This window comes from Pseudomonas sp. 18173 (assembly GCF_050432945.1).
GTDB lineage: Bacteria > Pseudomonadota > Gammaproteobacteria > Pseudomonadales > Pseudomonadaceae > Aquipseudomonas.
Genome location: NZ_JBKFTN010000003.1, coordinates 279,478 through 298,224, shown reverse-complemented (window position 1 = coordinate 298,224; position 18,747 = coordinate 279,478). Strand labels below are relative to the sequence as shown.

Annotated in this window: 20 protein-coding genes; all 20 read right to left on the bottom strand. The window is 63.1% G+C overall.

What is annotated here, in order from left to right; translation table 11 throughout:
- Positions 1-64 precede the first annotated feature (64 nt).
- Complete coding sequence (locus ACLD1X_RS05195) at positions 65-1,291, bottom strand: beta-ketoacyl-ACP synthase (RefSeq protein WP_429366415.1); 1,227 nt, start codon at positions 1,289-1,291, stop codon at positions 65-67.
- The gene (gene fabG / locus ACLD1X_RS05190) at positions 1,291-2,019 is read right to left on the bottom strand and encodes a 3-oxoacyl-ACP reductase FabG (RefSeq protein WP_429366414.1); all 729 of its coding nucleotides are present in this window, start codon (positions 2,017-2,019) and stop codon (positions 1,291-1,293) included. The genes ACLD1X_RS05195 and fabG overlap by 1 nt, the downstream gene beginning before the upstream one ends.
- The gene (locus ACLD1X_RS05185; protein WP_429366413.1) at positions 2,016-2,477 is read right to left on the bottom strand and encodes a hotdog family protein; all 462 of its coding nucleotides are present in this window, start codon (positions 2,475-2,477) and stop codon (positions 2,016-2,018) included. The genes fabG and ACLD1X_RS05185 overlap by 4 nt, the downstream gene beginning before the upstream one ends.
- Positions 2,474-3,670 (bottom strand): beta-ketoacyl-[acyl-carrier-protein] synthase family protein, encoded by a 1,197-nt coding sequence (locus ACLD1X_RS05180; protein WP_429366412.1) that lies wholly within the window; start codon positions 3,668-3,670, stop codon positions 2,474-2,476. The genes ACLD1X_RS05185 and ACLD1X_RS05180 overlap by 4 nt, the downstream gene beginning before the upstream one ends.
- The gene (locus ACLD1X_RS05175; RefSeq protein ID WP_429366411.1) at positions 3,667-4,290 is read right to left on the bottom strand and encodes a hypothetical protein; all 624 of its coding nucleotides are present in this window, start codon (positions 4,288-4,290) and stop codon (positions 3,667-3,669) included. Before ACLD1X_RS05175 ends, ACLD1X_RS05180 begins: the two co-directional genes overlap by 4 nt.
- The gene (locus ACLD1X_RS05170; protein WP_429366410.1) at positions 4,290-5,015 is read right to left on the bottom strand and encodes a class I SAM-dependent methyltransferase; all 726 of its coding nucleotides are present in this window, start codon (positions 5,013-5,015) and stop codon (positions 4,290-4,292) included. Before ACLD1X_RS05170 ends, ACLD1X_RS05175 begins: the two co-directional genes overlap by 1 nt.
- The gene (locus ACLD1X_RS05165; protein WP_429366409.1) at positions 5,012-6,259 is read right to left on the bottom strand and encodes an NAD(P)/FAD-dependent oxidoreductase; all 1,248 of its coding nucleotides are present in this window, start codon (positions 6,257-6,259) and stop codon (positions 5,012-5,014) included. The genes ACLD1X_RS05170 and ACLD1X_RS05165 overlap by 4 nt, the downstream gene beginning before the upstream one ends.
- A complete protein-coding gene (locus ACLD1X_RS05160) occupies positions 6,246-7,403 on the bottom strand; it encodes a sodium:proton antiporter (RefSeq protein ID WP_429366462.1) in 1,158 nt (385 codons plus the stop codon). Before ACLD1X_RS05160 ends, ACLD1X_RS05165 begins: the two co-directional genes overlap by 14 nt.
- Positions 7,403-9,742, bottom strand: a complete 2,340-nt coding sequence (locus tag ACLD1X_RS05155; protein WP_429366408.1) for an MMPL family transporter — start codon at positions 9,740-9,742, stop codon at positions 7,403-7,405. Before ACLD1X_RS05155 ends, ACLD1X_RS05160 begins: the two co-directional genes overlap by 1 nt.
- Positions 9,726-10,430 carry an outer membrane lipoprotein carrier protein LolA gene (locus tag ACLD1X_RS05150; protein WP_429366407.1) on the bottom strand — a complete coding sequence of 235 codons (705 nt, stop codon included), beginning with the start codon at positions 10,428-10,430 and terminating at the stop codon, positions 9,726-9,728. Before ACLD1X_RS05150 ends, ACLD1X_RS05155 begins: the two co-directional genes overlap by 17 nt.
- A complete protein-coding gene (locus tag ACLD1X_RS05145) occupies positions 10,427-10,852 on the bottom strand; it encodes an acyl-CoA thioesterase (RefSeq protein WP_429366406.1) in 426 nt (141 codons plus the stop codon). The genes ACLD1X_RS05150 and ACLD1X_RS05145 overlap by 4 nt, the downstream gene beginning before the upstream one ends.
- Positions 10,845-12,389: an HAL/PAL/TAL family ammonia-lyase gene (locus ACLD1X_RS05140; protein WP_429366405.1), complete on the bottom strand. Its 1,545-nt coding sequence runs from the start codon at positions 12,387-12,389 to the stop codon at positions 10,845-10,847. The genes ACLD1X_RS05145 and ACLD1X_RS05140 overlap by 8 nt, the downstream gene beginning before the upstream one ends.
- Positions 12,370-13,311, bottom strand: a complete 942-nt coding sequence (locus ACLD1X_RS05135) for a glycosyl transferase (RefSeq protein WP_429366404.1) — start codon at positions 13,309-13,311, stop codon at positions 12,370-12,372. Before ACLD1X_RS05135 ends, ACLD1X_RS05140 begins: the two co-directional genes overlap by 20 nt.
- A complete protein-coding gene (locus ACLD1X_RS05130; protein ID WP_429366403.1) occupies positions 13,308-14,042 on the bottom strand; it encodes a glycosyltransferase family 2 protein in 735 nt (244 codons plus the stop codon). The genes ACLD1X_RS05135 and ACLD1X_RS05130 overlap by 4 nt, the downstream gene beginning before the upstream one ends.
- 131 nt (positions 14,043-14,173) lie before the next feature.
- Positions 14,174-15,853 carry an AMP-binding protein gene (locus ACLD1X_RS05125; protein ID WP_429366402.1) on the bottom strand — a complete coding sequence of 560 codons (1,680 nt, stop codon included), beginning with the start codon at positions 15,851-15,853 and terminating at the stop codon, positions 14,174-14,176.
- Entirely contained in the window at positions 15,850-16,395 is a 546-nt protein-coding gene (locus tag ACLD1X_RS05120) for a hypothetical protein (protein ID WP_429366401.1), read from the bottom strand. Before ACLD1X_RS05120 ends, ACLD1X_RS05125 begins: the two co-directional genes overlap by 4 nt.
- Positions 16,392-16,646: an acyl carrier protein gene (locus tag ACLD1X_RS05115; protein WP_429366400.1), complete on the bottom strand. Its 255-nt coding sequence runs from the start codon at positions 16,644-16,646 to the stop codon at positions 16,392-16,394. Before ACLD1X_RS05115 ends, ACLD1X_RS05120 begins: the two co-directional genes overlap by 4 nt.
- Before the next feature lie 9 nt (positions 16,647-16,655).
- Positions 16,656-16,931 carry a phosphopantetheine-binding protein gene (locus ACLD1X_RS05110; protein ID WP_429366399.1) on the bottom strand — a complete coding sequence of 92 codons (276 nt, stop codon included), beginning with the start codon at positions 16,929-16,931 and terminating at the stop codon, positions 16,656-16,658.
- Positions 16,909-17,721 carry a lysophospholipid acyltransferase family protein gene (locus ACLD1X_RS05105; RefSeq protein ID WP_429366398.1) on the bottom strand — a complete coding sequence of 271 codons (813 nt, stop codon included), beginning with the start codon at positions 17,719-17,721 and terminating at the stop codon, positions 16,909-16,911. Before ACLD1X_RS05105 ends, ACLD1X_RS05110 begins: the two co-directional genes overlap by 23 nt.
- Positions 17,697-18,422 (bottom strand): beta-ketoacyl synthase chain length factor, encoded by a 726-nt coding sequence (locus ACLD1X_RS05100; protein WP_429366397.1) that lies wholly within the window; start codon positions 18,420-18,422, stop codon positions 17,697-17,699. The genes ACLD1X_RS05105 and ACLD1X_RS05100 overlap by 25 nt, the downstream gene beginning before the upstream one ends.
- Between the last annotated feature and the right edge of the window lie 325 nt (positions 18,423-18,747).

Here is an 18,747-nt window from a genome sequence, read left to right as displayed (position 1 = left end):
CTGCCCGCGTTATCGTTGACGTCCATCGCGAGCAAGCTCGCTCCTACAGGGGAAATATTTCAGGTTACGGCCAGCGCTTGAAAATCAGCGACGTATTCACCCCGCCAAACGCAAAGTTGTTGTTCATCACGTACCGGTTGCTCATCTGCCGAAACTCGCCGCGCAGGTAGTCGAGTCTGCCGCAGTGCGGGTCGACTTCGTCGAGGTTGAAGGTGTGCACGTAGAGGTCGCGGTTCATCATTTCGATGCTGAACCAGGACTCCAAAGCACCACAGGCGCCGAGGGTGTGGCCGAGGAAGCTTTTTTGCGAGCTGATCGGCATGTGCTCGCCGAACAGGCTGCTGGTGGCCAGGGTTTCGGCGATGTCGCCCTGTTCGGTGGCGGTGCCGTGGCCGTTGACGTAGCCGATGTCCGACGGTTTCAGCCCGGCGTCTTCCAGGGCCAGTTCCATGGCCCGGCGCATGGTGACTTGTTCGGGACGGGTGGTGTGCTGGCCGTCGGCGTTGCTGCCAAAACCGACGATTTCGGCATGGATGCGTGCGCCACGGGCCAGGGCGTGCTCCAGTTCTTCGAGCACCAGCATGCCGCCGCCTTCGCCGATCACCAGGCCGTCGCGTGCGCTGTCGTAAGGGCGCGGGCTGCGTTGCGGGGTGTCGTTCTTCAGGCTGGTGGCGTAGAGCGCGTCGAAGACCATGGCTTCGGTCGGGCACAGTTCTTCGGCGCCGCCAGCGAGCATCAGTGGCAGGCGCCCGAACTTGATGGCTTCGTAGGCATAGCCGATGCCCTGGCTGCCGCTGGTGCAGGCGCTGGAGGTGGGAATCAGGCGACCGGTGAGGCCGAAGAAGATGCTGATGTTCGCCGCGGTGGTGTGCGGCATCATCCGCACGTAGGAGTTGGCGTTCAGGCCTTCGGCCACCGAGTTGAGCAGCATGTTGCCGAATGCCTTGATCTCGTCGGTGCTGCCGGTGGAGGAGCCGCAGGCGACGCCCATGCGCCCGTCCTTGATCGACTCGTCGCCCAACAGGCCGGCGTCGGCCAGCGCCATCTCTGCCGCACCCACGGCAAGCCGTGAAACCCGGCCCATGCTGCGCAGTTGCTTGCGGGTCCAGTGGCTCGGCACCTTGAAGTCATCGATGGGGCCGGCCAGGCGCGTGTTGAGTTCGGTGAAACGATCCCACTCGTCCATCCGGCGGATGCCGCTGCGGTTGGCCGCGAAGTTGCCGGCGATGGTCTCCCAATCGCTGCCCAGTGAGGTGATGCCGGCCATGCCGGTGACGACGACGCGCTTCATCAGCACAGGCCTCCATTGACGGCCAGAACCTGCCGGGTGATGTACGAGGCTTCCGCCGACATCAGGAAATTCACCGCACCGGCCACCTCTTCAGGGGTGCCCATGCGTTGTGCGGGGATCATTTTCATCAGTTCTTCCAGCGGTACGTTTTCGTCGAGCATGGCGGTGTCGATCAGGCCGGGTGCGACACAGTTGACGGTGATTTTGCGCTTGCCCAACTCAATCGCCAATGCCTTGGCCGCGCCGATCAACCCGGCCTTGGAGGCGCTGTAGTTGACCTGGCCACGGTTGCCGATCAGCCCGGACACCGAGGTGATGCAGACAATCCGCCCGGCGGCGCGCCGACGAATCATCGGCATCATCACCGGGTGCAGCACGTTGTAGAAGCCGTCGAGGTTGGTGCGCATCACCACATCCCAGTCTTCCTCGCTCAAGGCCGGAAAAGCACCGTCGCGGGTCAGGCCGGCGTTGAGCACGACGCCGTAATAGGCACCGTGGGTTTCCACGTCTGCTTCGAGAATTTCCTTGCAACGGGCGCGGTCGGCCACGTCGAACTGCAGGATCCGCGCACGACGGCCCAAGGCCTCGACTTCGGCCTTGACGGCTTCGGCGTCGGCCAGGCCGCTGCGGCAATGCAGCACGATGTCGTGCCCGGCCCGGGCCAGACGCAAGGCGATGGCGCGGCCGATGCCACGGCTGGAACCGGTGACCAGTACGGATTCAGTCATGACTGGACTCCTTCGGGTTCATGGAGATATTGAGCGGCCTGGGGTGGGCGATACACATTCAGACGGGCGGTGGCGTGGATCCCCTGGGCGTTGATGTGGCATTCGAACACGCCCATGCCGTTATCGTCTTCCAGCGAGCGGATCCCGTGGATGGTCAACTCGGTGCCGGCCGGAAAGCTTTCAACGTTGCATTCGAACTTGCGGCTGCCGAGCAGGAAGCCCAATTCCACCGCATCACCGCGCTGACGCGCTTGGCAGCCGGCAAAGGCGGCCACGCTCTGCGCCATCAGTTCGATGCCGACCCAGGCCGGCAGGCTGCCGTCGGGGAGACTGAACAGGCCATCGGGCTTGACGGTCAGGCGGGTGTGAATCTGCTCTTCATCGAACGCCAGGATCTGATCGATGAGGATCATGTCGCCAGCGTGGGGCAGCAGTTCGGCGAGCGGCCAGTCAATCATGGGGCGTCTCCGATAATCAGGCTGACGTTGTTGCCACCGAAGGCGAAGGAATTGCTCATCAGGTAGCGGGGTGCAATGGACGTCAGGCGAGTGGCCGGGGTCACCCATTGCAGCGGCGGCAGTTCGGGGTCGGGCTGCCCGTCCCAGACGTGCGGCGGCAGGGCATGCTCGCGATTGTCCGGGCTCAGGCTCAACCAGCAGAACGCCGCTTCCAGCGCCCCGGCGGCGCCGAGGGTGTGGCCGGTCATGGGTTTGCTCGACGAACAGGGCACGCCGGCCGGGAACAGCGTTGCCACGGCCTGGCTTTCCATGGCGTCGTTGTGCTGGGTGGCAGTGCCGTGCAGGTTCAGATAAGCGATCTGCTGCGGTTGCAGGTTGGCGCGACCCAGGGCCTTGCGCATGGCCTGCAGGGCGCCACGACCCGTCGGCTCCGGGGCGGAAATGTGATGCGCATCGGAGCTGGCGCCGCTGCCAAGCAAGGCAATCGGCTGGCTGTCGCCTGCACGCCTGGTCATCAGGAACAGCACTGCCGCTTCGCCAATGTTGATGCCGTTGCGGTTCACCGAAAACGGATTGCAACGCTGTTGCGAGACCGCTTCCAGCGCAGAGAAACCGTTGAGGGTCAGCTTGCACAAGGTGTCGACGCCGCCGCACAGCACCGCGTCGCAAATGCCCAGGTCCAACAGGCGCCGGGCGCTCATCAGGGCTCGGGCACTGGAGGTGCAGGCCGTGGAGATGACATAGGCCGGGCCGCTCAATTGCAGCCACTCGGCGAGGAAGTTGGCCGGCGCCCCGAGTTCCTGTTGCTGATAGTCGTACTCGGCAGGGAACTGCTTTTCGCGCAGGTAATGCGCCAGGCCCTGGCTGGCCTCGTCGATACCCGAGGTGCTGGTGCCCAGCACGACGCCGATGCGATCGCGGCCGTAGGTCTGGATCGCGCTGTCGATGTCTGCTTGGATTTGCAGCGTAGCTTCCAGCAGCAGCTGATTGTTGCGACTGTGATGGTGCGACATGTCAGCTGGCAGGGTTGCCAGCTTGCCCATGACCGCTCCTACCGGCAGCGTGCGTTGCGGCACCCACCCGGCTTGTTCGCGCATGCCGCCACAGTCGCCGGCAAACAGGTTGCGGGCAACCTCTTGCCTGTCGCGGCCCAGCGCGCAGACCAGGCCGAGGGCATTGAGGTAGGCCGTCATGGCGCTTCACCGCTCAGGGGCGTGACTTGATAGGTCGGACCTTTCGGAAACTTCAATTCAAAATTCTGCAGTTGTGCGTAGCGTATGTCCCAGCGCTCGGGCAGGGACCGTTGTGTGCCGTGCTGCCAGGCAGTGGGATAGTTGGTCGCCAGTTCATCCTTGGGCGTCAGCGCAAACAGCAGCGCCGCGAACAGCTCCCGGGCTTCCGGGTTGGGTGGCAAAAAGCCGTCGGACTCCCAGGTTTTATCGATCAGTTTCTGGCGAGCCTGGGGAATGCCCAGCAGGTCCATCATCGACCAGCGAATACCCGGCTCCTCGCGCTGGATCACCAGCACCCAGTCCTGCCGTTTGTCGTCCTGCAGGCGCTGGATGTGCAGTTGCATCGGCAACGGCAGATCCGGGATTTTCTCGGGCAGCGGTGCCCGGCTGGTGCAGGCGCTCAGTAGCAGGGTTGCAGTGAGCAGTAAGATGCCTGCGATCCATGTGGGAGCGGCGGTGCGACGATTCGACTTGCTCGCGAAGACGGCAGTACTTTCAACACTGATGTCGGCTGACCCACCGCTTTCGCGAGCAAGCCCGCTCCCACAGATTTTGTGCTTCGAGCGACTGGCAATGAACATCACACAGTTCCTTCAAAAGGTTTGCGCGCCACCACATTCACCAGGGTTTCTTCCCGTTGGCCAAAGGGTTTCGGCTTGCACACACCCAAATGTTCCAGCAGGCCGAAATCCGTGGCACGACTCCACCACAGGTACGGATAAGACACGTTTTGCGCGGTAAATTCGAAACCCTGCCGGCGAATCATTTGCAGATACTGCTCAGCGCTTTTCTGCACGTGCATGGGGTGGCGGAACAACCAGCGGATCACCCAGGTATCAATGTAAGCCTCGGTGGATTCGGCGAACAGCAGATAACCGCCGGGCTTGAGCACGCGGTAGAACTCGGCCAGTGCCTGCTCCTGCTCCACCAGGTGATGGAAGGTCTGGTGACAGAACAGCAGGTCGATACTGGCGTCCGGCAGCTTGAGGCTGGCGCAGTCACTGCCGATCAACTCCACGTCCATGCCCTGGCGGGCCGCTTCTTCGGCGCTCTGGGCCAGGCTCTGCGGGTCGGCATCGATGCCGATCAGGCGCGAGGGCGCAAAGGCCTGGCGCAGCAGGGGGAATGACTTGCCCTGGCCACAACCGGCATCCAGCAGCACCGGGCCGGCAGGCAGCGCTTCGCTGAACAGGTTGCGCAAATCGTCGATTGCCGCCCGCAGCACATAGTGTTGCCAGATCCGGCTGCGCAGGAACCACAAGCCGAAACGGGTTTCCTCGACGTAAGTGTCGCTCAAGTCGTTCATGACGCATCCCTTGCACAGAACTCTGATATTACCTTCAACCGGCGCCGGGCTTCGCTGACGAACGGGTTGCGCGGGTCCCAGGCATATCCGGCAAGTATGGAGCTGATCATCCCGCGGATTTCCGGCGAACTGCTCTCATGGAAAATCACATCCTGGAAAGTCCCGGCGTACCAGCCTTCGACATAGCAACGGAACGTGTCGACGCCGCGCTTGAGCGGTTCGGCGAACTCGGTTTGCCAGTCGACGGCTTCGCCTTGCAGCTGGCGGTGCAATACTCCGGCGGCCATGCTCGCCGAACGCATGGCGATCGTCACGCCGGAGGAAAACACCGGGTCGAGGAATTCCGCGGCATTGCCCAGCAGCGCGAAGCCCCGGCCGTGCAGGGTTTTGACGTTGGCCGAGTAACCGCCGATGGTGCGGGCCGCGGTGTCCCACTGCGCATTTTGCAACACGCCGGCCAGGCTTGGCGTCTCGGCGATAAAGCCGCGCAGGCACTCGTCCAGGTTGTCGCTGCGGCCGGCGAACCGTTCCTCGGCGGCAACCACGCCGACCGAGCAGCGCCCGTTGCTGAACGGGATGGTCCAGAACCACACGTCGCGCTGGGTCGGATGAGTGGTCACGAGGATCTTGCTGCGGTCGAAGGCCGGGTGGTCGATACGGTCTTCGACGTGGGTGAACACGGCCTGGCGCACCGGGAAGTTCGACGGCGCCTCCAGGTCGAGCAAGCGCGGCAGCACGCGGCCGTAGCCACTTGCGTCGAGCAGGAAGCCGGCCTCGATGCGGTACTCGCTGCCGTCTTCGCGGCGCACACCGAGCTGCGGTTTTTCCGGATCAATGTCGACGCTGACGATGGTTTCGCCATAGCGGATCTCGACGCCTTGCAGCGTGGCCTGGTCAGCCAGCAGCTTGTCGAAGTCGGCGCGCTGGACCTGAAATGTCGTCGATTTGCCGTGGCTGAACGTCTCGCCAAAATCGAACGCGCTGTAACGTTCGCCCCAGGCAAACGCTGCACCGGTTTTCAACTGGAAGCCAGCTGCGTTGACGGCGTCGAGCATGCCCGCCTCTTCGACGAAGTCCAGGCAATGGGCCAACAGGCTTTCACCGATGGAAAACCGTGGAAAATGCTGACGCTCGATCACCAGCACATCGTGTCCCTTGCGCTTGAGCAACGCGGCGGCGATGGCACCGGAAGGACCGGCGCCGATGACCACGACCTGGCGATTTTCCATTTCAACGGTTGGCATGGGGGCTCCTTGCCGGGACAGCGGTTTTCAGGGGGATTCGGTGCATGCCGGTCAGGGCCGGCAGCAGCGTGGCGATCAGGCCCATCAGCATCAGGGCAAAGTACAGCGGCGGGCTGATGAGTTGCTGTTGCAGCAGCAGGTTGAGAAAAACGATCTCGCTCAGGCCACGGATGTTCAGCAGCACACTTTCCCGCCAGCGGCTGGCGCCTTTGAACGAGGCCCCGGCCCAGCCGAGACCGAGCCAGTTGCCCAGCAGTTTGCTGAGCATCGGCAACAGCAGCAGGGCCGCCAATTGCATCCAGCCGAGGCTGTCCAGCGCGCTGTGCACGTTGATCTGCACGATGCCGAACGTGAGGATCAACGGAATGGCGATGTACGTCTGCAAACGACTCATCCACACGGCCGGCAACGGCAGCACCAGCGGCGCCTTCAGTGCGGCCATGATCAGCACATAACCGATGCCGAATATCAGCGCATTGAGCTTGTAGTGTTCAGCGACCACCAGCAGGGCGAAAAAGCCCAGGCTGTAGAGCCACGTCTGGCGCAGGCCCAGCAGCCGCAGCAGTACCGGCAGGCAGGCGCCGGCCAGTGGCAGCAACAGGCTGCCCAGGTGCAGGCTGCCCTGGGCAATGCCGAACAGGGTCCAGCAGGCGAGGTCGATGAGGATTGCGGTTTGCACCAAGCGCCGGGTGGCGGCGGGTGGGTAATCGATGTGCCGCAGGTACAGGTACAACACCGGAATCGCGGTGATGGCGAACAACAGGCCGACGGCCAGCGAACTGATCCAGGGTTGCGGCGCCAGCAACCAGACGGCCGTGGCCAGGCCACAGGCAAACGGGACGCAAAAGCTGGGCAGGGCTATTTTCAGGCTTTGGCGATCCAGGTGCAGGTCGATCACATCGCTGAGGATGTAGCCCAGCAACAGGGCAAAGCTCAGGCTGTAGACGTTCTTCAGCCAGCCCGGCGACACCAGTTGCGCACCGCTCAATTGCCAGTTCGGCTCGATCCAGAAATACATCAACAGCGGCAAGCCGAGGGTCGCCAGCAACAACTGGCTGACGATGGGAATCAAACCGAAATGCCGGCCGACACGGGTCGCCACCGCGAACAACGCCAGCGCCATTGCCCAGAACAGCACGACCATCACGTTGCACGCTCCACGGTCGCGGGCTCATGCACCTGTCGACCGGCCCATGGCGCGAGCAGGAAGCTGAAGATCAGGCCCAGGCTCACCGACAGCCCGAAGTTGCTCACCGCCGGAGTGCTCGACACCGCCAGCAGGCCGAACGACAGCCAAGTGGTCAACGCCGCCAGCAGGGCGCCGAGCAGGCTCACGGCCGCGCCGCCGACCTGTTCGCGCATCAGGATCGCGTAGTCGACGCTGATCGCCGTCACCAGCAGCAGGCCGAACAGGCTGAACAGGGTCAACGGTTGCCCCAGCCAGCCGAGGCTGGCCAGGCTGCACAAGGCCGCCAGCAGCGGCAGGGACACGATGCGCAACGCACCGCCGAGACCGAAGGGCAGGATCAGCACCAGCACGATCAGCACGCAGGAGGCGAGTTTCAGTTCTGCGGCGCTGATTTGAGTGGCCGCGAAGACATTGTTCAATTCACCCAGTCGATCCACCAGTGTCACGCCGGGCAGGTCCTCACCCTGGAGCCGCAGAAGGGCCGGGTTGTTGATGCCTTGCAGGCTGACCATCGCCGCCACGCCGTCATCGGTCGGCCCCAGCCACAGGGCCCGGTAGGGCTCTGCCAACGGGCCGGTGAGCGCTGCGTCGATGTCCACGGTCGGCAATGCCTGCAGCTTGGTCAACTCGGCTTGCAGCGCCTCGCCCGGAATGCCGATGTCGAGCAACGGTTGCCAGAGCGACGGCAGTCTGTTCAACGCTTCGCGCACCTGTTGCTGGACGTTCGGCGGGCTGACCAGTTGATTGAGCGACAGATAACCCTGGAGCTTTTCCAGGCCGATCAATTGGTCCAGTCGCTCGTTCAGGGCGGTCTGGCGCTCGAGCAGTTGCTGCTGGTTGGCGGCGCGTATCAGGAAGAACTGGCTGGTGGGTTGATAGCCGGTAATCCGCGCAATGGTCCGGGCTTCGTCGGTCAATTGCTGGGGGGCGCCGATCCACTGGCGGATGTCGTTCTTGCTGTTGAGCTGTAACAGGCCGCCCACGCAAAAGGCGATCAGCAGCGCCAGCAGGACCGGTGTTTTCGCCAGTCTGAGCAGCGCTTCGCGGCAGTCCAGCAAAAACACACAAGCGCGCAATGGCCACTGTGCCGGGCGCAGGTCCACGCCCTTGAGCAAGGCCGGCAGCAGGCACACGGCGGACAGATAGGCGCCAAGCAAGCCGGCGGCAGAGAACACGGCGATCTGGGTCAGCGCCGGGAAGGGTGTCCAGGCCAGGGCCAGGTAGCCGATACCGCTGGTGATCAGGCTCAGCGTCAACCCGGGCAGGGTCAGGCGCAGGGCGGGCCAGCTGTGCCAGGGTTTCAGGCTCCAGCTCTTGGACAGGTAGTGCAGCGGGTAATCGACTGCGACACCGATCAGGCTCGAGCCCAGCACCAGTGTCATCACGTGCATATGGCCGAACGACGCCACGCAGGCCACCGCACCGAAGAGCATGCCCACCAGCACCGGCACGAACGCCAGCAAGACGCGCCAGCGCCGGAAGGCCAGTAGCAGCAACAACAGAATCCCGAGGGTGGCGCCGCCACCGACCCAGGTCATCTCCCGGGTGGCCTGCTGTTGCCCGTTGGCTGCGTACAGCAAGCCGCTGGCGGCGAGTAGTTGCACGTGGTGTCGTGCGGCTTCTTCGCGGCTGTGCTTGAGCAGGTCGGCCACTTGCAGCGGCAGGTTCATGTCGAAGGCGTTGCCGGTGGTGCGTGCGCGCAGCAGCACCCAGCTCTTGCCATCGGCATCGGCAATCAAGGCGCCGCTACCGATGTCCAGTTGCACCGAACCGCGTTGCGGCTGGCTGTTCTGGATGCGCCCGGTCAGGCCCAGCCAGTCATCCTGGCTCGGCACCAGGCTGTAACCGTTGAACGGGTCGAACAAGGCCTGCACCCGTTGCTGGACAAAGAGATCAGGGTGCTCGACCAGCAGTTGTCGGTCCGCCGCCGAGAGCATCGCCAGGCGACCTTGCAGCAATTGCGTGCGCAGCGCCGGCAAGTCGGCTTGCAGGGTCCACTGGACCTTTTCGAACAATCCGCTGGCCTGCCATTGCTCGCCGAGGGCTTGCGCCATGGCGACGGCCTGCTGGCGATCGGTGTGGCCGACCAGCACCAGCATTTCTCGATTCAGTGGTTCTTGCATGCGTTGTTCGGCGCGCAGTTCCAGGGCATCGGGCGCCGTGCCGGGCACCAGCTCCATCAGATTGGCCGACAGTGGCGCGCCGTCACGCCATTGCCAACCGGCGAGCGCGAGCACTGCCAGCAACAGGATCAGAAACAGCCGTGGCAGGAACCGTTCACTCGGCAAAGTCATGTTGCTCCGCGTCGCTCAACGGTTGGGTGGCGGTGCTGTCCTGCATGCGCAACACAGTACTGTCGCCCTGGGTTTCGAGCAGTTCGATGCTGTGCACCAGTTCTGCGCCAGCAATGTTGATCTGGTTGAACACCTGCTTGAGCAACATCGAGCGCGGCACCAGCGTGAGCTTCCAGTTCTGCGCATCGCCGCTCAGGGACAACTCGAAATCCCGTTGCAGGCCGCTGCTGTCGCCTTGCAGCACGGCCAGGAACAAACGGTTCTGCTCGGCACCGGCGCTTTTGCCCGGCAGCATTTGCCAGACAATACCGTCACGTCGGGCAATGCCCTTGGCGTTGATGCGATAGTCCTGTTGCAGTGGCGTTTTGAGCAGCCACAACAAGCCGTGGTTTTTTGCCAGGACGAACGTGCCCTTGCTGACCAGCGGCTGGGGCAGGGCGCGCAGGTGTTTTTCCTGGATGAAATTGCCGTGGATGACTTCGGGCCTGGCCAGTTGATCGCTGAGTTGTTGCAGATCGAAGGCGTTGGCCAGCCCAGGAATGCCCAGTAACACGCAAAAGACTGTAGGAGCGAGCTTGCTCGCGAAAAACCTGAGGGCGCCACGGGGTGTCAGATACCCAGCGTTATCGTTGACGACCATCGCGAGCAAGCTCGCTCCTACAGGGGAGCGGGAAGGACTGTGATTCATCGCAGAGCTCTCTCTACGGCGTCGGTGAACACAGTCGGCGAGGCCAGTTGCATCTCGCGGCTGGCGAGGTCGACGGCGACCTGTATCGACAGGGCCCGGGTCAAGCGTTCACCGGTTTGCAGATCGCTGATCAGGTAGTTGATCTTCAAACGGTTCTCCCACTCCACCAGGTTGGCGCGCACGTTGAGTTTCTGGCCGAACACCGCGCCGCGCACGTAGCGCAATTGCAGGTCGATCACCGGCCACGCGTAGCCTGACTCGTTCATCGCCGTGTAGTTGTGGCCGATCCGGTCCAGCAGCGCACAGCGGGCGACTTCCAGGTATTTGACGTAATGGCCGTGCCAGACCACGTGCATGCTGTCGACGTCAAAGAACGGTACGACGATTTCCGTGTCGGTGTGCAGGAACCCCTTGCTACGCATGCAGCCTCCAGTGTTGTTCGGCGATGCGTTGCAGGCACAGGCGCAATTCGCCTTCCAGCGCGCGGTCTTCGATGACCGGCGGGAAATCCCTGGCCAGTGCTTCGTGCATGGCGGCCAGGGCGGGTGGCAGTGGTCGTGCATCTTCGGCCTGGGCGCGCAGCCAGACGCCCTGATTGGCTGCCAGCAGCGTGGCGGCCGCCACCTGTTCGGTGAGTTCCAGCACGCGGATCGCATCCCGGGCGGCAATGGTGCCCATGCTCACTTTGTCCTGGTTGTGGCATTCGGTGGAGCGCGAAAAGACGCTGGCCGGCATGGTGTTCTTCAGTGCTTCGGCGGTCCAGGCGCTGGTGCCGATCTGCACCGCCTTGAAACCGTGGTTGAGCATGGCGCGGTCCGCCGTGGCGCCGGACAGGTTGCTCGGCAGGCCATGGTTGTAGCGCTCATCCACCAGCAGCGCGAGTTGCCGGTCCAGCAGGTCGGCGACGTTGGCCACGAGGTTTTTCAAGCTGTCCATGGCGAAGGCGATGTGCCCGCCGTAGAAGTGCCCGCCGTGCAGCACGCGCTCGGCTTCGGCGTCGATGATCGGGTTGTCGTTGGCGCTGTTGAGCTCGATCTCGATGAACGAGCGCAGCCAGTTCAGGCTGTCGGCCAGCACGCCCAGCACGTGGGGTGCGCAGCGCAGGGAATAACGGTCTTGCAGGCGATGCAGGGGGGCGGTCGGTGCGTCGATGGCCAGATCCTTGCGCAACCACGCGGCGACCTGCATCTGCCCCGGATGTGGCTTGGCGGCGAACAGGCGCTCGTCGAAGTGCTCCGGATTGCCTTGCAGGGCGACGACATTGAGCGCGGTGATGCGCGTGGCCAGTTGCAGCAGGTAATCGGCGCGGGCGTAGGCCAGGCACGCCAGACCGGTCATCACGGCGGTGCCGTTCATCAATGCCAGGGCTTCTTTCGGACGCAGCACCAGTGGCTGCCAGCCGAGTTCGCGGTGCACGTCGGCAGCTTGCCGGCGTTCGCCGCGGAACATCACTTCGCGTTCGCCGGACAGCGTGGCGGCAACGTACGAAAGCGGCGTCAGGTCACCGCTGGCGCCCACCGAACCTTCCTCCGGGATCAGCGGCAGGATGTCGTGTTCAAGGAACGCCTGCAGGCGCTCCAAGAGCTCCACGCGCACCCCGGAAACACCGTGGCACAACGACTGCAAGCGCGCGGCCAATACCGCACGGGTGGCCTGGGCGTCGAGCAGTTTGCCCAGCCCGCAGCCGTGGAAGGTAAACAGATGACGGGGCAGTGCTTCGACGTGATGCAGCGGTACCGCGACCACGCAGGAGTCGCCATAACCGGTGGTCACGCCATAGATCACGCCTTCCTTGTCCAGCAGGGAGTCCAGGAAGCGCGCGCCCTTGGCGATGCGTTCACGGTACTCAGGGTCGCTCTGCAACTGCGTCGGCGCCTGGCGGTTGGCCAGGGCCAGCACGTCTTCGATGCGCAAAGGGAGTTCGCCGAAGGTTACCGGCTCAAGCGTTGGCGTCGTCATCGGTCTTCCAGAAAGGGTAAAAGTTGAACCATTGTCGGGGCGCTTCGAGGCAATAGTGACTCAGGCGCCCGGCATAGCGGGTGGCCCACTGATGAATGACCTGCTCGCGGTCGCTGCGCTTCCAGGTGATTGCGTCAGCGAACGGTTCAATGGTCAGTCGATAGTCGCCGTCGGGCTTTTTCAGGCACAGCAGCAGGTTGATCGGGCATTTCAGCAGGCCGGCCAGCAGCCAGGGGCCCTGGGGGAACCTGGCCGGATGACCGAGGAAATCCACGGTCACGCTGCGCCCGCCATGCAGCGGCACGCGATCGCCGGCAATCGCCAGCCACTCGCCACGCTCCAGGCGTTCACTCAGTTGTAGCATGATCCCTGGATCCAGTTCGCTGACCTGAATCAGGCGCAAATTGGTTGCCCCGGCTTCACCCAGCAAACGGTTGAACTGTTCGGCGTGCTTGGTGTGCACCAGCACGTTCATCGTGACTTTCTCGCCGAGCTCCGCCAATGCGCGGCAGACTTCCAGATTGCCCAGGTGCGCGCCCACCAGCATCTGCCCGCGGGCACCGCGCAACTGATCGCGCAGCAGCGCCGGGTCGACGATTTCGATCTGTTCGATGCTCAGCCTGCCGTTCCAGACATCGAGTTTGTCGAGCATGGAGTCGGCGAAGGCCATGAACTGGCCGAACACGCGCCAGTGGTTCGGGCGCAGTTCGCTGCGACCGCTCCAGTCGGCCAGGCGTTGCTGGTATTGCCAGGCACTTTTGCGGGCGCTGCGGCCGAACAGGAAAAAATACAGGACGATGCCATACAGCAGCGGGCTCAGCAGCCGCCGGCCCAGCACCTTGGCGCCGAATGCGGTGAGCTTCATCAGCCAGAAACTGCCGCGCTCCTTGCGGTCGGCCCAGTGTTGCCTGTCTGCACTCATGCCCGCCACCGTCGCCAGAGGATCACCGGCGCACGCAGCAACATGCCGAAGAACAGCCGCGTATGCATGCTGGAAATCAGCACGTTGTCGTGGAACATCCGAAAATGTGAAACGCCGTCCAGCGGGTAATGGACCTTGGTTTGCAGCCATTGCATCGGCTGATTGCGCCAGGCCAGGCGCACCAGGATGTCCGAGTCGAAGTCCATGCGCTTGCCGATTTTCGCTGAATCGATCAGCGCCAGAACCGGTGGCAACGGGTAAACCCGGAAACCGCACATGGAGTCGCGAATCTGCAACGACAGGGTGTTGATCCAGACCATGACGTGAGTCAGGTAGCGCGCATACAGACGGCCTTTCGGCACGCTGGCGTCATATTGCGGATAACCGCAAATCACCGCCTGCGGGTGGCGGCGAGATTGTTCGATGAAGCGTGTGATGTCCTGCAAATCGTGCTGGCCATCGGCGTCCACCTGCAAGGCATGGCTGAAACCCAGGCGCGACGCTTCGCGCATGCCGGTCATGACTGCGCCACCCTTGCCCTGGTTTTCGGCGAGTCGGATCAGGTAGACCATTTCACGCTGGGCCAGGCGATCCAGTACCCGGGCGCAGCGCGGGCTACTGGCATCGTCCACCAGAATGCACGGCAGGTTGCTGGCGATCAGGGCGTCGACCACCGTGGTGATGGCGCTCTCGTGGTTGTACACCGGGACGATGGCGCAGGGGCTATGCATGTTGGTGTGCACCTGAAAGACCGAGGCGTCTGCTTCGCGAGCAGGTTCGCTCCCACACTGGATTAGCGAGCACCGCAGACCCCATGTGGGAGCGAGCCTGCTCGCGATTGAGTGCGCAGCACTCACTCAGCTTATGCATTGGCCGCCTCCAGCAAGATCCGCCCACTTGAGCAGGTGGCGGTTTCGTTGCGGTAGGCAAAATACAATTTGCCGCGCGCCGGGTCGAAGCGCAGGTGCAGCTGGATTTCATCTCCAGGGCGCACCAGTTGCTGGAACTTCAAGACTTCCATGCCGGCGAATTTTTTCGGCAGGTTCATCAATTGCTGGCCCAGGCTCATCGCCCATTCCACCTGCACCACGCCTGGCAATACCGGTACCTTGGGAAAGTGGCCGCTGAAATAGGCCAGGTCCGGTGGTACGGCCAGTTGCAGGCTCCACTCGCCATCGCTTTCGACTTGCTCCAGCACCTCCGGGGCTTTAGGGCGAGGCGCCAACAGCAGGGCGTTGACGTCGGCCTGGGGCAGTTTGCCCTGGGCGTTCAGCGGCAGTTGTCGTAGCAGGCGCCAGCGTCTTGGCAGGGCCAGGGCTTCGCAGTGTTGGCTCAGGTGTTGGCGCAGTGACTCGGTGAGGCTGCGTCGACCCTGATTGCGCAGCACATGCAAACCGGCCTCGCTCAGCACCAGCAACGCGCCCAGGGACGCGCGGTTTTCCTGAACGACGCCGAGCCGCGCTTCGACGACCCATTCATGGCTCATCAGCGCCTGTTCCAGCATCGGCAGCGAGATGCGTTTTTCTTCCAGCTTGACGATCCGGTCCAGTCGCCCGAGCAATTCGAAGCGACCATCGGCGGCGATGCGCGCCGAATCGGCAGTCTGTTCGACATGGCCGTCAGGCAAGTAGGGTGACGCGATCAACAGCGCACCATCGCTGTCTTGAGTCAGCGAGACATCGGCAAACGGCTGCCAGAGTTCTTCGCCCTGACGCCAGGCGATGCCACCGGTTTCCGAACTGCCGAAAATTTCCGTTGGCCATTGCCCCAGGCGCTCATGCAGGCCCTTTGCGGCCTCGACCGGCAATGCGCCGCCGGAGGAAAACACCCGGCGCACGGCGCTCAAGGCCGGCCAGTCGAGGTTGTCGCCCATGCGCTTGAGCAGCGCCGGGCTGGCCACCCAGGCGAAGGCCGGGTACTCGCGGCTGGCGCGTTGCAGGTCTTCCGGAAAGGCCAATTGCCGACGTACGAACGGGCGCCCGGCGCACAGCGGCCACAGCACCCGGAACAACAGACCGTAGATGTGCTGGGTGGCGACGCTGCCAATGATGCACGCCGGGCCCAGGCCCGGGCCCCACAGCTGTTCCAGGGCTTCGACTTCGTTGGCCAGTTGGCGCAGGTGTTTTTCGATACGCTTGGGTTCGCCACTGGAGCCCGATGTGCACAGGCTGAGTTGGCACAGATCGAGGTCCAGCGCCGCCGCATCCAGTGGCGGATGACGAAAATCACTCAGGTGCGCATCGTCGGGCTGATCGCTCAGCCACAGATCGACTTCGCCTGACCAGCGCTGACGGGTCTGCGGTTGCAGGTCGGACGGCAGCAGCACGCTGACCCCGGCACGCCAGGCGCCAAGCAACGCGACCGCCAGGTCGGCCGCATCCTCAAGGTGCACGGCTATCTGCCGCGCGCCCCGGGCTTGCAGGCCGGCAGCCAGGCGCAGCGCCTGTTCGCACAGGCGGGCGTGATCCAGTGCCGGACCGGTTGTTACGGCACGGTCCGGTTGGGCCTTGAGCAGCAGGTGCTCAAGTTTTATCCAATTCATGGGTGGCCTCGTACCCTTATTCGTATGAGCCATTCAATGGCAAACATCAGGCCTATCAATCCGTAGGAAATCAGACCGGTGTACAACGTCCACCAGCTCAGCGGCGCCCAAAGGGTCAGGGCGGCGGCACACAAACCGTTGCATAGAAAAAAAACACTCCAGGCGATGGTCACCTGGCGGGTATAGCGAATGCCCTCGGCCGGCAATTGTGGTTCGCGTACCCGGGCCAGGCGTTCAACGATCGGTGGGCCGAATGTCAGGCTCGAGCCGAACAGCACCAACATGAATACGCTGATCAGTACCGGATACCAGCGCAGCAGCGCCGGGCTGTCGAACAGTGCCAGCAACAGGCAGAACACCATGGCCACCACTGCCATCCACAGGCTGCCGGGCCGTCGTTTGCCGGTCAGCGCCCGGGCCAGCCACAGTCCGCCCAGCAGCAGGCCGAACTGCCAGGGGGCGAAATGCTCCATGCCGAAATACACCGCAAAGGGATACAAGAGGCCTGCCAGCAGCAGGCCAAGGCCAATCAGTCGACTCATGCGGCCGGTTGAACCAGACGATAGACCGCCTCGACCACGTCACTGACGGTACGCACCGATTTGAATTCTTCGGCGGCGATTTTCTTGCCGGTCTGACGTTTGATGTGATCAATCAGGTCGACCGCGTCGATGCTGTCGATTTCCAGGTCCTGATACAGGTTGGAATCCAGGCTCACACGCTCGGGGTCCAGTTCGAACAGCTCGACCAGGGTATCGCGCAGGGTGTTGAAAATGTCGTCACGAGTTTGCATGGTCCGGTCTCAAGCTGCCTGTTTTGCGGTGACGAACGCCGCAAGGCTCGCCACGTTGCTGAAGTGGTTACGTGTGTCTTTGGCATCGGCGTCGATCTTGATGCCGTACTTTTTCTGGATGGCCAGGCCCAGTTCGAGGGCGTCCACCGAGTCCAGGCCCAGGCCTTCGCCGAATAGCGTCTGTTCGTTGCCGATGTCTTGGGCGCTGATGTCTTCGAGGCCCAAGGCTTCGATGATCAGCTCTTTGATTTCCAGCACCAGGCTAGGGGTGTTCAGATCGCTCATCTTCGGCGAGCTCCTTGATGAAGTAAGAATGCAAATGATCGTTGAGCTTGCGCGAGGCTTGCGGAGGCGGCCCCTGCTTGGCGAAAGCCTGTGGGTCTATATCGGCCCCGACCCGAAAACTGAAGTGCACGCGCCGCTTGGGGATGCGATACCAGGGTTCGGCCTTGGTCAATGTGGTCGGGTTGACCTTGATGATGACCGGGGTGAGGATTTTCGCACCACGCACGGCGATTGCCGCGCCGCCCCGATGAAAGGCCGGTGCCTGGCCGGGGCGGGTGCGCGTCCCTTCGGGGAAGATTATCAGGGTCTGGCCGTCTTTCAGCGCGTCGGCAGCCGCGTCGAGCATGTCCATGCTGCCGTCGTTGCTGATGTATTCGGTGCAGCGTAGCGGTCCGCGGGTGAAAGGGTTTTCCCAGAGGCTTTGCTTGACCACGCAGTTGGCGTGACGCACCAGGCCGATGAGAAACACCACATCGATCAGCGATGGGTGGTTGGCAACGATCATTTGCCCGGGACGACCGAGCTTTTCCGCGCCTTCAATGCTGTAGGTCAGCACCCCGGTACGGGCCATGAACCGCACAAAAATCCAGAAACAGCGGCTGACTGTGTTCCGGGCGCGCAGCCGATGGGTCCGGGCATCGCCCGGCAGGCAGTTCAGCAACGGGAAAATCAGCAGGCGCAGGCATAGCCCGCCCAACCCGAACAGGGCAAAGCTCGCGGCGGTGGCCAGCAAGCGCCAGTAATAGGCGTCGCGGTTTTTCTCGGTCACAGGTTGCGTTGCCAGGTCCATACACGATTTTTCCAGGCATGTTGGCAGGTGGTTTGCTGGCCGAGCAGCATGCGCAACAGGTTCAGTGCGTGTGGCCAGCGGGGGTTGGACAACGCATCCGGGGGGCTGTTCAAGGACAACTGCCAGTCGGTACCCGGAGTGATCAGCAGGCCGACGGCATAAGGGAACGGCACGTCGTCGATCCAGGTCGAGTAAGCCTCGGGCGGCTGCTCTTCGGTGACCACCAGCAGTACCGCGCCAGCGCCTTCTGCCAATAGCGCGGCAGCTTCCAGCATGCCGTGTTCCAGGCCATCGCCTGCGGCGGCCAGGGCCGTCATTTCACTGGTTTCACCGCGCATGATCGACCACAGGCCAATAATCGCGTTATGCACCGACAAGCTGAACTGGGTTGGCGACAGCGGCTGGTCGGCGGCCAGATCACTGAGAATGTCGACGGTACGGGGCGTTTCGCCGTGACGGGAAACAAAGACCAACGGCAGATCCTGCCGGCCTTCGGCCAATGGCCAGCCGACATGGAAGGCCATCCGCGCCAGGCGGCTGAGCCGACGGCGCTGCATGGCCGGCAGAAAGGAAACGTCGGGAACGGCATCGCTGTGCGGCAGCACGACCGGTTGTCGGCACCAGGCCTGCCAGTCGTCCACGCTATCAAGTCCCGGGGCCCAGGCGCGCCATTGGGCGATGTTGAAGTTGATCACAGACATTCATCCCACCCTCACGGGCTTACTTGACGCGGGGAGTGGCCAAGAGCCGAGACTCACTCTGCGTGGCGTTTGGCGCCGAGTGGCGCGCATTATCCCGGTGCCGGGAACCTGTAGCAAATGCTGGTTACATTTTGCTCGGCAAGATGAAGCGGCGGGCTTGAAAAAATTGAACGATTGGTAATTATTCACAAAATCATTACTCCGTCTGTCAGTTCCTGCGTCGGGCCGACTGGCCGTTCAGGGCTTTTCAAGCAGGAGAAAGCAACTGACTGTGTAGTCCCTTTACAGAGAAGGTAGCTAAGCAACGCGGCGGACCACTACACTC

Excerpts from the sequence above, each read along its gene's own strand:
- ACLD1X_RS05195 (WP_429366415.1), bottom strand. The coding sequence starts at position 1,291 with ATGAAGCGCGTCGTCGTCACCGGCATGGCCGGCATCACCTCACTGGGC.
- fabG (WP_429366414.1), bottom strand. The coding sequence starts at position 2,019 with ATGACTGAATCCGTACTGGTCACCGGTTCCAGCCGTGGCATCGGCCGC.
- ACLD1X_RS05185 (WP_429366413.1), bottom strand. The coding sequence starts at position 2,477 with ATGATTGACTGGCCGCTCGCCGAACTGCTGCCCCACGCTGGCGACATG.
- ACLD1X_RS05180 (WP_429366412.1), bottom strand. The coding sequence starts at position 3,670 with ATGACGGCCTACCTCAATGCCCTCGGCCTGGTCTGCGCGCTGGGCCGC.
- ACLD1X_RS05175 (WP_429366411.1), bottom strand. The coding sequence starts at position 4,290 with ATGTTCATTGCCAGTCGCTCGAAGCACAAAATCTGTGGGAGCGGGCTT.
- ACLD1X_RS05170 (WP_429366410.1), bottom strand. The coding sequence starts at position 5,015 with ATGAACGACTTGAGCGACACTTACGTCGAGGAAACCCGTTTCGGCTTG.
- ACLD1X_RS05165 (WP_429366409.1), bottom strand. The coding sequence starts at position 6,259 with ATGCCAACCGTTGAAATGGAAAATCGCCAGGTCGTGGTCATCGGCGCC.
- ACLD1X_RS05160 (WP_429366462.1), bottom strand. The coding sequence starts at position 7,403 with ATGGTCGTGCTGTTCTGGGCAATGGCGCTGGCGTTGTTCGCGGTGGCG.
- ACLD1X_RS05155 (WP_429366408.1), bottom strand. The coding sequence starts at position 9,742 with ATGACTTTGCCGAGTGAACGGTTCCTGCCACGGCTGTTTCTGATCCTG.
- ACLD1X_RS05150 (WP_429366407.1), bottom strand. The coding sequence starts at position 10,430 with ATGAATCACAGTCCTTCCCGCTCCCCTGTAGGAGCGAGCTTGCTCGCG.
- ACLD1X_RS05145 (WP_429366406.1), bottom strand. The coding sequence starts at position 10,852 with ATGCGTAGCAAGGGGTTCCTGCACACCGACACGGAAATCGTCGTACCG.
- ACLD1X_RS05140 (WP_429366405.1), bottom strand. The coding sequence starts at position 12,389 with ATGACGACGCCAACGCTTGAGCCGGTAACCTTCGGCGAACTCCCTTTG.
- ACLD1X_RS05135 (WP_429366404.1), bottom strand. The coding sequence starts at position 13,311 with ATGAGTGCAGACAGGCAACACTGGGCCGACCGCAAGGAGCGCGGCAGT.
- ACLD1X_RS05130 (WP_429366403.1), bottom strand. The coding sequence starts at position 14,042 with ATGCATAGCCCCTGCGCCATCGTCCCGGTGTACAACCACGAGAGCGCC.
- ACLD1X_RS05125 (WP_429366402.1), bottom strand. The coding sequence starts at position 15,853 with ATGAATTGGATAAAACTTGAGCACCTGCTGCTCAAGGCCCAACCGGAC.
- ACLD1X_RS05120 (WP_429366401.1), bottom strand. The coding sequence starts at position 16,395 with ATGAGTCGACTGATTGGCCTTGGCCTGCTGCTGGCAGGCCTCTTGTAT.
- ACLD1X_RS05115 (WP_429366400.1), bottom strand. The coding sequence starts at position 16,646 with ATGCAAACTCGTGACGACATTTTCAACACCCTGCGCGATACCCTGGTC.
- ACLD1X_RS05110 (WP_429366399.1), bottom strand. The coding sequence starts at position 16,931 with ATGAGCGATCTGAACACCCCTAGCCTGGTGCTGGAAATCAAAGAGCTG.
- ACLD1X_RS05105 (WP_429366398.1), bottom strand. The coding sequence starts at position 17,721 with ATGGACCTGGCAACGCAACCTGTGACCGAGAAAAACCGCGACGCCTAT.
- ACLD1X_RS05100 (WP_429366397.1), bottom strand. The coding sequence starts at position 18,422 with ATGTCTGTGATCAACTTCAACATCGCCCAATGGCGCGCCTGGGCCCCG.